10 protein-coding genes are annotated in these 14,183 nt (G+C 38.5%); 6 read left to right on the forward strand and 4 right to left on the reverse strand.

The window, feature by feature from the left end; translation table 11 throughout:
• Positions 1 to 31 precede the first annotated feature (31 nt).
• A complete protein-coding gene (locus A3GQ_RS0109935) occupies positions 32 to 796 on the forward strand; it encodes a pirin family protein (RefSeq protein ID WP_028776924.1) in 765 nt (254 codons plus the stop codon).
• Positions 797 to 1,070: 274 nt separating this feature from the next.
• On the opposite strand, the gene A3GQ_RS0109940 is transcribed toward A3GQ_RS0109935, so the two are convergent.
• Together A3GQ_RS0109940 and A3GQ_RS0109945 are read right to left on the reverse strand one after the other, a co-directional pair.
• Positions 1,071 to 1,691, reverse strand: a complete 621-nt coding sequence (locus tag A3GQ_RS0109940; RefSeq protein WP_028776925.1) for a YcnI family copper-binding membrane protein — start codon at positions 1,689 to 1,691, stop codon at positions 1,071 to 1,073.
• Between the two features lie 15 nt (positions 1,692 to 1,706).
• Entirely contained in the window at positions 1,707 to 2,963 is a 1,257-nt protein-coding gene (locus tag A3GQ_RS0109945) for a copper resistance CopC/CopD family protein (RefSeq protein WP_028776926.1), read from the reverse strand.
• A 937-nt stretch (positions 2,964 to 3,900) separates the two neighbouring features.
• Between A3GQ_RS0109945 and A3GQ_RS0109955 the strand changes: the two genes are divergently transcribed.
• Positions 3,901 to 4,737: an EamA family transporter gene (locus tag A3GQ_RS0109955; protein ID WP_028776927.1), complete on the forward strand. Its 837-nt coding sequence runs from the start codon at positions 3,901 to 3,903 to the stop codon at positions 4,735 to 4,737.
• Positions 4,738 to 4,898: 161 nt separating this feature from the next.
• Positions 4,899 to 5,501, forward strand: coding sequence for a DUF4241 domain-containing protein (locus A3GQ_RS23995; RefSeq protein ID WP_051271525.1), 603 nt, complete (start codon positions 4,899 to 4,901; stop codon positions 5,499 to 5,501).
• Positions 5,502 to 5,537: 36 nt separating this feature from the next.
• Here A3GQ_RS23995 and A3GQ_RS25660 read toward each other — a convergent pair whose 3' ends face one another.
• On the reverse strand, positions 5,538 to 6,872 hold the full coding sequence (locus tag A3GQ_RS25660; protein WP_051271531.1) for a protein kinase domain-containing protein: 1,335 nt from the start codon (positions 6,870 to 6,872) through the stop codon (positions 5,538 to 5,540).
• A 325-nt stretch (positions 6,873 to 7,197) separates the two neighbouring features.
• Between A3GQ_RS25660 and A3GQ_RS0109970 the strand changes: the two genes are divergently transcribed.
• Complete coding sequence (locus A3GQ_RS0109970; RefSeq protein ID WP_051271536.1) at positions 7,198 to 11,517, forward strand: PolC-type DNA polymerase III; 4,320 nt, start codon at positions 7,198 to 7,200, stop codon at positions 11,515 to 11,517.
• 55 nt (positions 11,518 to 11,572) lie between these two features.
• Positions 11,573 to 11,965 carry a hypothetical protein gene (locus A3GQ_RS27685; protein ID WP_028776929.1) on the forward strand — a complete coding sequence of 131 codons (393 nt, stop codon included), beginning with the start codon at positions 11,573 to 11,575 and terminating at the stop codon, positions 11,963 to 11,965.
• Positions 11,966 to 12,086: 121 nt separating this feature from the next.
• Here A3GQ_RS27685 and A3GQ_RS0109980 read toward each other — a convergent pair whose 3' ends face one another.
• A complete protein-coding gene (locus A3GQ_RS0109980) occupies positions 12,087 to 12,845 on the reverse strand; it encodes an SDR family NAD(P)-dependent oxidoreductase (RefSeq protein ID WP_028776930.1) in 759 nt (252 codons plus the stop codon).
• A gap of 295 nt (positions 12,846 to 13,140) precedes the next feature.
• Here A3GQ_RS0109980 and A3GQ_RS0109985 point away from each other — a divergent pair, with 295 nt between their 5' ends.
• Positions 13,141 to 13,746: a TetR/AcrR family transcriptional regulator gene (locus A3GQ_RS0109985; protein ID WP_028776931.1), complete on the forward strand. Its 606-nt coding sequence runs from the start codon at positions 13,141 to 13,143 to the stop codon at positions 13,744 to 13,746.
• Positions 13,747 to 14,183: the final 437 nt, after the last annotated feature.

Consider the following 14,183-nt stretch of genomic DNA (forward strand, 5'->3'; position numbering starts at 1 on the left):
CATATTTTCTCTATATAATGAGGTGTTACGAATGGGGATTACCATCTATACTCCACAAGACCAAGCAAGAGGAGCTTTTGATGGGGGGAAAATCACAGAACAAAAACCAATTGGTTTTTCTGGAGAAGGATCTGTTGTGAAAAGGATTGGTCCTTTATTTTATTGGGCTTGGGCACGAGCCGATCAAGAAGGATATATTCCCCTTCACCCCCATCAAGCATTTGAAATTATTACCTACGTGATACAAGGACAAGCAGAACATGGAGATTCACTAGGAACAAAAAGTGTTGTTGGTCCAGGTGGAGTTCAAGTGATGCAGACAGGATCGGGAGTTTCACACGAAGAGAGATTTATTGGGCCAGATATGGAAGGATTTCAAATCTGGTTTGAACCGTTTATTCAAGAATCCATCAAGCTTCCTCCGCAATATAACCAATATGATGCTTCCGCATTTCCGTTATTGGAGCATGACGGAGTACAAGTGAAAACAATTATTGGACAAGATTCTCCTGTTGAACTTACCGCAGATGCACAAATGTGGGATGTACTGTTATCCAGGAATGCCGTATTGGAACATACGATACCTAATGGGTATGCGGTTGCTGCGCTATCGTTGCAAGGTAGTGGAAGTTGGATTGGTGAGACAGAAGTGCCTTTTCAAGAAAGAGATTTTGCAGTACTGGATGCGGAAACAGAACAACGGTATCAAGTGAAAGCCAATTCGGATCAAGATGTACGCTTGCTCCTGATTCAGATTCCTCTAAGAACAGACTATAAACTTTATCCAAAATGGTAAGTCCATGTTTTTAAGATCTAGGGATTTTTAATTTTCTGGGTCTTTTTTCTATTTCTGACAGAAAATCTTTATAATAAAGGGGATCTGATACAATCAATAAAAACTAAACTATCTATTCTATTTTATATAAATACTATTTCTGCTATCGCCTTGCGATTTATTTTTTCGATTCAGTAATATCCCGAGATTAACGTAATAGCAAGGATTCAGATTTTGTGTTTTCATTAGACAAAAAAGAAGCCGAACTAGGTTTCGACTTCTAGATAAGATATGTCTATTCATTTGTTGCTTTTTTACGAAACAAATTGATGAGAGAAAACAGAAGTGCTAGTGCTGCTAGTGCAATGGCAATCCATTGAGATTTTGAATCGGTTGAATTTGTTTGGATAGGATTGGTATCTGTGGTGTGATTTTCATCAACGGCACCAGTTTTTACGCTTATATTCGTAACAGATGCTGGTTTCTCACTCTCAGGTGCTCCCGCCCAGTCTACTACTGTACCATCAGCATACGTTTGATGTGCTTTCCAAGAAAGAGATGCTGCTTGATCTGGATTTGCACCGATGAACGGAAACTCGAAAAATTCATGCGCTTTTATTCCTTCGTCTGTGGCAGTCCAGACAATGCCTGTATTTTTACCATCTGACCCTTTGATAAATTGGTAGCTCCATCCAGGTACAGGGTGTACTGTATTTACTGATACTTCTTTCGGAAATTCAAGCTCTACTTTTGTGGTATTGCTTTCTTTTTCTGATGGGACTCGAACGGTGTATTTTTCGTAGGCTCCGACTTTTGATTCTTTTGGCCATACCGTAACATGAGCATCAACGGTAGTTACAAAGCCAAAAAAAATAAACAATGCGAAGAGTGTTACCGGAACAACATATTTTTTCATTGAATAATCTCCTTATTAAGGCATGATGGGATAAGCGATTTGGCTCATCCAGATGCCAAGTAGTAAAGCAATTAAACCTAACATCCACTCTGTACGCAGAGAATCACGTTCCAGGGTGTTTGACTTTTTCCATTGTCGATTCTGTAATGCGGCATAGACAAGCATGCCAACAACAAGCATTATTTTCAGGATGAGAAAACGGCTCCAAAATGTTTGAAAGGTAACAACGTTCGACCAATCTGTTTGTACTGTTACAAGAAGGACTCCGCTGAGAATGAGTAAACTAGATGCGATAAATGCTAGCTTTGAGAAGAAAGAGCGAAAATGAGTTAATGCCTCTCTTATTTTTTGCTGTTGGCGAACACAAACAAATAAAAGATAGGCAAGTGATCCTAACCACAAGGCTCCAGACCAAAGGTGAAGCAGTTTTGCGATCATAGCCAAACCAATGAATTGACTGGACCAAGTGTGACCACTAAAGGCAAATGTGGCAGTGATTAGTATCCAAAGGGAGAGATACCAGCCTGTCATCATATTAGGAATCAGTACGAATAAAAAGAGAAATGCTTGTACAAGAAGCATGATGACAAATGGTACCTGAAGCAATAAGGAGAATTGTCCTTCTACTAGCCATTTGTTGATTAGGTTCTCGGGTAACTGAGAAGTATACAAAAACCAAATACATACTTGTAGCCCAAGCCATATTATCGGAGCGAGCCATTTGCTTTTCGAGATATCATGCCATGCAACGATAGGTAATTTTTGTTTTGCGGCAAAATAAGCTATCCAAGCAAATCCGGTAACGAGCAGCAAACCTGCTTCCGAAAGAAAACGAAGGATAATTAGTAAAAATTGTGCAAAAGGATGAGCGGAATAACTTTCGCCAGCGGTTTGATTCACTTTTTGACCATAGGCAAACGAAAAATCTCCACTTACTGGATGACCATCTTCCGAGAGAATCGACCATTTTACTTGATAAGTACCTTTGGAAAGATTCGGTAGAGAGATAATCACACGGGAAGGATCTGTAGGTGCTAAGTGAACATCTACTGGGATTGATTGCCGGCCCGAATTGGTGATCGTGATGGTGACCATGTCTGCATTTACTTGTTCGCTAAAATGTAGGTGTACTTCGTTTGGTGTTTGTTGTACGGTTTCCCCTTGAGCAGGAGTGCTGTCCAGCAAATAAGCATGGGCAAAAACTTGCACAGGGGTAAATAGAAAGACAGCACCAGCACCTACTAATAAGACAAAAGCTACTATTTTTCTCATAAAGAACCACCTAAATGTAAAAACCTGTATGTTTTCCTTCTTCATTATAGAATATTCTACTGATATGGATATGACCCAAATGGACTATTTTCTATTTTTCTTCCTTTTCTTTAGACGCATTGATTTTTTCTATGGATAAGACCCCTTTCACTTCATACTTTTTCCTTTTTCGTCAATAAAAAGAGACTAGAAGCTACTAGTCTCTTTTTGCTCATATAGGAAACACATATCGTGTTTTGATTTTTGCTGCCGCCTGTACTCTATCCCATTACCAAATCAATGTATTGGTTAGAGTACAGGCGACGGATGATCAGCGTTCATCCTTTGTTTCCCTATCCCTTCTGGTTATCCCTTGTTAGGACGGATGTCGCCGAGGCAACGCGGGCCAGCACCGTGGTTCTTGCCACAGTTGCCGCAAGACTCGTCGGCCATGATGACGATCATGTTCTCGAACATGATTCCTCCTAAGAGGTCCAAGCTATATTTTAGCTCCTTGGATGGGTGTCGTCGCTTCCTCGGATGAGGTGGACAATTTCATTATAAATCATCAATGAAAATTTTGCTACCCTTTTTACATAAATTTTCAAAAAAACTGTCTATTTCTTTTTTGTTTTTTATGGAGATTATAAGCTGTCGATAAAGATATGAATCGTCACTATTTTGCTCATTTAATCCTTTATCGTATTAATAAATCAGAGAATACTTGATTTTTTGATAATTTCTGTAATCGTAAAATGAAATAAAAATAATATCCACATCAAAATATGAAATCGTTCATTTTATTGTTTTTATTAAAAATACAATGATTATGAGTTTGTTTTTGCAAATAGCTGGCTTTTTTTTGCAAAATGTCACAATTATAATAAAAAGAGTAGTTATAAGAATGGATTTCTTGTTTTTGTAACATTATGGATTTAATTATTGAGGATGTGATGTATTGTCTGGAGTTATTTTATCTTTCTTGTTTATCGCTGCATTGGGACATGCTGGTTGGAATGCGATCTCCAAACAAGTAGAGGAAAAAGATATTTTTTTTACTTTGATCTTGGGACTAGCTGTCCTAATTTATATGCCTTTGGCAATTTACCTTTTGTTGGAGCATCCTATTCCTCCAAAAGCTTTTCTTTATATGGCAGGTAGTACATCGTGTGAGTTGATCTATTTTTTTGCATTGGCTAGAGCATATAAGCAATTGCCCTTTAGTTATGCTTATCCGATTGTCAGAGGGCTTGGCCCTTTAGCTTCAACCGTATTTTCTTTTTTCTTGGGTGTTTCTTTGACTTGGTTAGGTTTGGGAGGAATCGCAACTGTTGTTATAGGTATTTTACTTATGCAGTATAGTGGGAAATTATCCTGGCAAGTTGGATCAGGCTGGGCATTTCTAGCAGGGATTATCAATGGATGTGCAATTACGTTTGACAGCATGGGTGCAGTTATGATGTCCGGGATTTTGTTTAAGTATATGGTTTTTATTGGTATTTGTTTGGGGAAGGTGATCATGAATCGAGTTTCAGTACATGAATACAAAAGGGTTTTTCTTTTCTATCGAACAAAAGCTATCATTGGTGCAGTTTTCACTTTTGGAGCGAATGCTGCTACTCAGTATGCGCTGCAAACAACACCAGTAGGTTATGTATCCGCTACAAGAGAACTGAGCATTGCGTTTGGTGCTTTAATAGGATGGTTCTTTTTCAAAGAAAAAATAAAGCACAATCAATATATCGGTATTGCACTTTTGTTGCTAGGAATTCTCTTCATAAAGATTGGAGGTTGACAGTTACTCTTTTATTAAAAATGACAGATATGCCTATCCTATTGTTCGTATATGTTATTTTTGTAACTATCATCCTTTTTACTGTTAAAGTAATGAAACATGCTTGAAATTTAAATACATTTTCAATATGTTATGATAAGAAAAAAATTTGGAGGGGTTTCATGAGACAAATAACTTTAGAGGCTGACAGCAAAGAAGCGATTACACAATCAGATAGTTGGAAGAAATTAGGGACGATCTTACTCCCTACAGGTCGAATTGTTGCTTGTGATCCATACATATATCCACTAGGTCCAGAATATGAGCCATTTATACAAGTAGTACCTCAAGGGAGGTATCCTGTATATTTGCATTGTGTTTCTTCTGAGGATGAAAAAAATATTCAGGTAGCTCATGCCATGTTGCGTTTTGGTGATGGGAGAGTAGCTCGTTGGGAGCTAGCCACTACCAAAGGGCAAGATATCAGAGAGCTAAAAGAAGATGAGATTTTTGGTTATGCGGTCGATGCGGGAGTTGGATGCTTCATGGATTTGGAAACAGCAAATTTATTGCGGGTTCGTCGAGATGAAGTAGAAGATGGCGGAGATTGGATGAAGTTACTCAGCAAAGACGATATGACATGGGGAGAGCGAATGCTCAATCAAGTAGGATATAATATATTTAGCTTTCAAACAGGCAGTGGACATGGTATTTATCCTACATACTGGGGTTATGATGAAGAAGATAAGCCTGTCTGTTTGGTCACAGAGTTTATACAAATATAAAAAAAGAGTGGTTCTTGTACAAGAACCACTCTTTTTTTACGCTTCATCGTCTGATTTTTTAATATAAGGATCTTTTACATCTTTGAGATTGTATTGTTTAAGCTCTACTAATGTATCGTTCGCTTGTTCTTTACTAGAATAAGGCCCTAAGTATACTTGATAGCGTTTTTTTTCATTTAGCTGCTTTGGTTTTACCGTAGCATACAATTGGTGGTCTTTGAGTTTTTCTACTAATTTTTCTGCGTTTTCACGATTTTTAAAAATGCCAGTTATGACAATATAGGATGATTGATTTTGAGAAGTGTTTGAAGTTTGTTCTTTAGTTGGGACTTTTTCATTCGTAAGTGCATTTGGTTCACCAGTTGGCCAGAAAAAATAACTGAGAGCTACAATAACAAGGACAGCTAAGCCGATCAACATATATTTCATGCTGCTTTGAGAAGGTGGTTCCACTTTTGTTTCTTGCTCCCAACTTCTTTCGTCTGTTGCTGGTTGGGAATGATAGCGATTGTGAAAAGCAGATTCGGTTTGCATTTGTTTATTCTCTGAACCATAAGCTAACGCTTGTTGCAAAGCCAATCGGAACTCGTCCGCATTTTGATAACGTTCTTCGGGTTTTTTTGCCAATACACGATCCAATACAAGTTTGAGGGATTCTGGTAAATCTTCTTGGACTAATCTCGGATCTGGAACTTCATCATGAAGATGCATCATAGCAACTAAGATATGTTCTTTCGCATCGAATGGGACAGAACCTGTCAGCATTTCAAATAAAACAACACCAAGAGAGTAAAGATCAGAAGGATAAGAAATGTTATGACCGCTTGCTTGTTCGGGCGAGAAGTAATGTACAGATCCCATCACTGTACCTGTTTTGGTCAAATGGGTAGCAGCATCTACTAAACGGGCTATGCCAAAATCGGTCAATTTGTATCTGCCATCAGGAGTACACAAAATATTATGAGGTTTAATATCTCGATGGATAATGCCCTGTTTGTGTGCGTGTGCTAGTCCATCACAGATTTGCATGCAGATATCGATCGCTTCTTCTGCGGTCAGAAAACCTTTTTCTATAATATAGTCTTTCAGGGTGATGCTTTCTACAAATTCCATTACCATATAATATATGCCGTTCTCTTCACCAGCATCATACACGTTTACAATATTGGGGTGAGATAACCGTCCAGTGGCTTGGGCTTCGAGAATAAATCTTTTCACAAATTCATCATCTTGCCCTAGTTGTGGGTCCATTACTTTTACTGCCACGATTCGATTCAAAACATTATCTCTTCCCAAATAAACTGTAGCCATTCCGCCACCAGCAATATGCTCTAGTATTTCGTATCTGCCAGCGATAATATTACCTAACATGGTATCACCTTTATCATTATCATAGGGATGTAGTCCATTGCTTATTATATCAGGTCAGTTGCATTTTGTGTCTAAATACATGACATTAGCGTGAATCTTTTGAGATCCCAATAATCGATTATATTCCTTTGTGCATAAGGTGTTTGGCTGGTATAGCTTTGGATGTACAGTGTTAATTGTTTATTAATATTAGGTATAGCTTAGGTGAAGGTTGATATATTTATATTAGCCTGCAAGAAGAAGTATTCAAATGGAATAAAGCGAGGGACTTCTGAAGGAAAATCTGTTAAACTAATTCGTACTATGAGAAAAGGATGTGGGGGATTTGTCGAGAGGTTATGATGCTCTGCAAAAGTTATTCTCTATCGCTGAAATCCCTTCCGAATGGTATCAAGCTTATTTCACACAATCGTTCATTACTAACGTAAATGTTCAACTACAAAAGAAATCTTGGATGATACATATCCATTTACCAGAGCTGGTACCAGTTGAGGTATGGGAAGGAGTTCAAGAGAAGATCAGACGTTACTTAGCTCCAATCGATGCTACGGTACAGTTCATATATGATCCGCTAGAGACGAAAGTCGTGATGGAAAAATATTGGCATTGGATCAAGAAGCAGATTGCAGAAAAATCAGCTGTTGCTTCCAGTGGATGGCTAGGAAAAGCAAAATGGAAAATTGTTTCCAACAGCTTAGAGATTACCTTTCCAAATCATTTTATGGAGAAAATGGCAAGACAAAAAGAATTGGATTCTTTGGTTCTAGGATATTATCGTCGTTTGACCGGACAAGATATTCGTGTTGTACTTCAAACCGATGAGCAATTATTGGATACATCGGAAAGAGTAGAAAAGAAACAAAGAGAAGAACGAGTTCTACGCAGAGAACTCTATCAAAATCAAATAAAAGAAGCGAAGATAGAAGAGCAAGCAAAGGCTCCTGTCGACAGTAAAATTCAATTAGGTAATCAGATTCAAGATTCCCCTGTATTGATAGATACCATTCAAGATGAAGAAAAGCGTATTACAGTAGCTGGTGAAGTATTTGGAATAGATTGGAAAGATTTAAAAAGTGGTAGAACCTTATTTACTTGTTATCTGACCGATTATTCAAATTCGATTGCCATGAAAATGTTCGTGAATAAAGAAGATATGCCTACATTGAGACAAATTAAGAATGGGGTTTGGTTGAAAGTACGAGGACCAGTCCAATACGATACATTTTCGCGTGATCTCGTGTTAACTGCGCGAGACATGATAGAAGTAGCGAAAGTAGAAGAGTATCGAATGGATGAGGCAGATGAAAAGCGGGTAGAACTTCATTTCCATACCGCTATGTCTGCGATGGATGGTTTATATGGATTTGAGAAAGAGGGATTTTCTCAGTTTTCCAAAGTATGCAAAAGATTAAAAGAATGGGGCCATACTGCTTTAGCTATCACGGACCATGGCGTTATCCAAGCATTTCCTGAGGCTTATAGTGTGGGCAAAGATCATGGAATTAAGATGCTGTTAGGAATGGAAGCCAATGTAGTAGATGATGGAGTAGGCATTGTAATGAATCCAGAAGATCGTTCTCTAGAAGACGATGTTTATGTTGTATTTGATGTGGAGACAACAGGATTATCGGTCAGTCATGATGTGATGATAGAGTTGGCAGCAGTAAAAATGAAAAAAGGTAACATTATTGATCGATATGAAACATTTATCAATCCCCACAGGCCAATATCTGCACATATTACAGAGCTCACAGGGATTACTGATGATATGGTGAAAGATGCACCAGATTTGCATGAAATCCTCCCAGATTTTAAGCAGTTTTTAGAAGGCAGTGTCATTGTTGCCCACAATGCTCGATTTGACATGGGTTTTATCCAAGCCGCTTTTAAACAATATGGTCACTTGGCGGTTACCAATCCTGTAATGGATACGCTGGAAATGGCTAGGTATTTGTTTCCGGATTTAAAAAATCATCGCCTTAATACACTAGCCAAAAAACTAGATGTACACCTTGAACAGCATCACCGTGCCATTTATGATACAGAAGCTACAGGCCAAGTTCACTGGAAGTTGATTCAGATGTTGGTTAAGAGAGATATACACCAATTAGATCAATTAAATGAAGTGAGCAAAAACAGAGATACCAACAGGTTGCGCCCATTTCATGCGATTATTTTTGCTCAAAACAAAACAGGATTGAAGAATCTATATGAACTAGTCTCTCAATCTCATATCGAGCATTTTTATCGAGTACCTCGAATCCCCAAAAGTTTGTTGGAAAAATATCGAGAAGGTTTGATTATTGGTTCTGGCTGTGAAAAAGGGGAATTGTATGAGACGGTTCTAAACAAAACACCAGAAGATGCAGAAGAAGTAGCAAAGTTTTATGATTACTTGGAGATTCAGCCTCTAGAAACCAATCAGCATTTGGTCGAAAAAGGTTTTATAGAGAGTATAGATCGAATCAAGCAAGCTAATAAATTGATTGTGAAAATCGGGGAAAAGCTCGGTAAACCAGTAGTTGCGACAGGTAATGCCCATTATTTAGACGAGAAAGATGCGATTTATCGGGAGATTGTCTCCAATAATCAGATGGGCGGTGCTCGATTCACTGGTTCCTTACCAAGGGCACATCTGCGTACAACAGATGAGATGTTAGAGGAGTTTGCCTATTTGGGACCAGAAAAAGCCAAAGAGGTTGTTATCACCAATACGCAACTTATCGCAGATCAAATGGAAGACATCAATCCCTTCCCAGAAGGCACTTATACTCCTGAGATTGAGGGAGTGGAAGACGAACTTCGTACGATTTGTTATGAAACTGCTCATGAATGGTATGGTAATCCATTACCTGATGTGGTAGCGGAGCGCTTGGAGACAGAGCTAAACGGGATTATTAGCAATGGTTATGCGGTTATCTATATGATTTCCAGTAAGTTGGTAGTCAAATCCATAGATGATGGCTACTTAGTTGGTTCGCGTGGATCAGTTGGTTCGTCTTTTGTTGCGACGATGTCACGGGTATCTGAGGTAAACCCATTGCCTCCACACTATCGTTGTCAAGATTGCTTTGTTACGGAGTTTGTGACCGATGGATCAGTGGAGACGGGTTTTGACTTGCCAGACAAAGCCTGTCCCAAATGCTCTGAACAGATGAAAAAAGACGGACACGATATCCCATTTGCGACTTTCCTTGGTTTTGAAGGGGACAAAACCCCTGATATTGATTTGAACTTTGCAAGTGATTATCAGGCACGATGTCATCAATATACCGAGGAATTACTAGGAAAAGAATGTATATTCCGCGCAGGTAGTGTGGGTACAGTAAAAGAGAAAACTGCCTTTGGTTATGTGAAAAAGTATGCTGAAGAAAACAATCGAACATTCCGTCAAGCTGAAATCGCCCGGATTGCCAACGGATGTATTGGGGTAAAAAGGACGACTGGACAGCACCCTGGTGGTTTGATGGTTGTACCGAAGACAATGGACGTAGAAGATTTCACACCAGTACAGAGACCGGCGAACAACATGAAGACAACCGTAACTACTACCCATTTTGACTATAATGCTATCGGTGGAAAAATATTGAAGCTTGATTTGCTTGGACACACTGCTCCAGCCATGCTCAAAATGTTGAAAGATATGACAGGAGTAGATCCCGTTACGCTTCCTACCAACGATCCACAAGTAATCGAGCTGTTTAAAAGTACAAAATCACTTGGGATCAAACCAGAAGATATCAGCGGAGTATCTCTAGGAACGCTTGGAATACCGGAGTTTGGAACAGCTTTTGCACAAGGCATTTTGGAGATTGCTCGTCCAAGAACAATTGGGGAGTTTACCCGTGTATCTGGATTATCCCACGGAACAGATGTATGGGCTGGAAATGCAAGAGAACTCATTCAAAACGGTGTATGTACGTTGTCAGAAGCGATCTGTAACCGGGACGATATCATGCTCTATTTGATCCGCAGAGGACTTCCAAATAAAACATCGTTTAAAATCATGGAAGCAGTACGGAAAGGCAAAGGCCTAACAGACGAACAGACGGAACTTATGCGGGAACACGATGTACCAGAGTGGTATATTGAGTCTTGCCGCAAAATCAAGTACATGTTCCCGAGAGCACACGCTGCTGCTTACGTTATTTCAGCAATTTGGATCGCATACTACAAGGTTTACCATCCAGAAGCGTTTTACGCAGCCTATTTTAGTAAGGCAATTAAAGACTTTGATATTGAGTTAATGGTAAAAGGATACCAATCCATCACCAATGCCATGAAAGAGATCAAAGAAAAAGGCTATGGTGCCTCTGCAAAAGAGAAAAGTTTAATGACGATATTGGAATTAGCACAAGAAATGTATGCTAGGGGGATAAAATTTCTACCGATCGACATTCATCAGTCCCATACCGATAAATTTTTGATCCGTGAAGGCGGTCTGCTTCCACCGTTTGCTTCTATTGCTGGGGTTGGAGAAAGTGCAGCAGATGGGATAGCGGAAGCACAAGAAGCAGGTGAATTTTTATCGATTGAAGATTTGCAGCGTCGTGGACGTATTTCCAGCACTGTTGTAGAAAGCTTGCAACGAATGGGATGTTTAAAAGGTTTACCTGAGAGCAATCAGTTAAGTTTGTTTGTATAGAGTTGCAAATTTAGCGCAAACTCATAAGGAGAAAGAAATGGAGGCGTGACGCAATATGTACTATAGCTATCGACGTAGATCATCCGGCGGTTCTGTTTTATTTGGATTACTCATATTTTCAGCCATCATTTTAATCATTTCTCCACGAGCACGTAGAAAAGCAGGTGGGTGTTTAAGTGCTTTGTCCTCCCTTTTTATGGGTGTCGGGAAGGATCTGGGGAGAAAGGTAAATCAAGTAGGGATAAATATCTCAGACAAGTTCCGTATCTATAAATTGTCTGATCTAGCCGGCGGCTTTATGAAGACTTATACTGCAACCAAAGAAAGTAAAGTCTCCACTGAAGAAGAGGAAGATAATATATATTTTCATGACCTCACCTCTCGTGAAAATCAGACGGAAGAAAATGACGAACATGATGAGGATATCAAAAAGTATCCGCATGAATAAACGTACAACGCCCACTTGTTGTTCAAACAAGTGGGTTTTCTTTGTTCCATATGTAACATCAAAGGAAGAGAAAAGCACCTATACTAGGTGCTTTCTTAACTATCTCTTGATTTTTAAATATTTATAAAGTCAGACCCCCATCAACAACAACAACGGAGCCAGTCATATAACTCGCTTTTTCTGAAGCTAAATAAGCGACCATTTCCGCAAGTTCTTCAGGAGCAGCATAACGGCCCATTCTCATATTCGGTAACTCTTCTGGGATGTAACCCCCTTTTTCAAACTGCTCCGTAACACTAGCTGTTAATGCTGTTTGCACACCTCCTGGACAAAGAGCATTAATTCGAATTCCTTTTTTTGCATATTCTAATGCAGCACCCTTAGTTAAACCTATTACTGCATGTTTGCTGGCAGAGTATACAGCTACGCTATGTTCTGAGCGAATCCCTGCGGTAGAAGCGGTGTTGATAACAGAGCCAGATCCTTGTTTATCCATCACTTTCAATACATATTTCAATCCAAGGAATACCCCTTTCACATTGACGGACATAATACGGTCAAATTCTGATTCTTCAATCGAGGTGAAAGGAGCGAACTTTTGGATTATACCTGCATTGTTAAAAAATACATCGATATGTCCATATACTTCAACTGCTTGATTTACATAGTTCTGCACATCTTCACTCTTCGATACATCAGCTCGGATGAAAATGCCTTGTCCGCCTTGTTCATTAATAAGTTTTAATGTTTCTTCTCCTGCTTCTTTATTGAAATCAACCAAAACGACTTTTGCACCAATAGATGCTAATTTCATGCTGCTGGCTCGTCCGATTCCACTTCCTGCACCTGTAATAACAGCGACCTTATTTGTGAGTTCCATGTTTTATTCCTCCTCGCATATAGCGAATGTATTTTGTGAAAATTCGTATGGTACCTCTTGATGCAAAATAAGTATTCTTTTCTTCTTCATCCATTATTCTAGTCAACGATACCTGAATCATCATGATATCGTGAACACATAAACAATAAGTTGTTTTAACAACGTTGTGTTGATAAAATAATTATAACAGTCATCGGAAAAAGGGCAATCAACATCGTTCGTGAAACGGTTGCTTAATAGACAGTTTGTTAAATAGTGTTGTTAAATTAGAAAAAATAATACAAGGAGATTAAAAATGTCAAAAAAAATGGACCCGCGTGTTGTAAGAACGCGTCAAATGCTAAGAGACGCACTCGTTGAATTAATGCACGAACGAGGATATGAGAACACTACTGTTCAAGATATTACAAACCGTGCTACTTTGAATCGTGCCACCTTCTACCTTCACTATCGTGACAAATTTGATCTTCTATATCAAAGTTCAGAAGAAACATTACATGATTTAACTAAGAGTATTAACTTATCTTTTGATGAAAAAGAAGAATTTGACTTTTTAAGCGATGAACCGCATGAAATTTTCATTCACCTTTTTGAACAAATTTCACAAAATAGCAGATTATATAAAGTTTTCCTTACCGAAAAAAACATGCCCCATTTCACTTCCTGTGTAATGGATGTCCTAGTTGATTTTATTTCGAAAGGAATGAACAGTGTGCAGCCAGATGACCAGATGCTTACCGTACCACGGGAAATCGCTGTGAGGTACTTTGCTGCTGCATTTCTGGGGGTGATTGTTTGGTGGCTAGAAAAGGACATGCCTTACACGCCAAAATATATGGCAACACAGTTAATGCGTATTGCCATAAAGGGGCCATATGTGGATAAGTCTTTCTATCATTAGAATATATTGAAATTCGAATCTAACTAGAAAACAACAGTAATATCAAATGGTTAATCGTTCCTATACTCTATATGCAATCAAAGGAAGGGAAATTTAGATGTCTAACTTTCCCTTTTGAGTTTTGAGGTATTATTTTTCAGCCAGTTATAGAAGCGAAATACCTTCATCGCTTTTGCATTCTCCGTTTTCTCAAACTGGATAAAATTAATCAAAATCGAAATAGAAATAAAAAGTATAATTTACAAAATATACATAATTGAATGCGGTATTTTTATTTTTACTTGTTATAATAAAAGTGCAAATATCAAAAGGAGTTGTTATTAACATGATGAAATCTTTACTTACTGCTTCCATCGCTGTGTTTGCTTTGAGTTTAATTGGAGATATTAATATCATTGATAGTTTCAATAATTGGAATGTTTTAAATATCTAGGTTT

This window comes from Shimazuella kribbensis DSM 45090 (genome assembly GCF_000428065.1).
In the GTDB taxonomy this organism is placed as follows: Bacteria; Bacillota; Bacilli; order Thermoactinomycetales; family Thermoactinomycetaceae; genus Shimazuella; species Shimazuella kribbensis.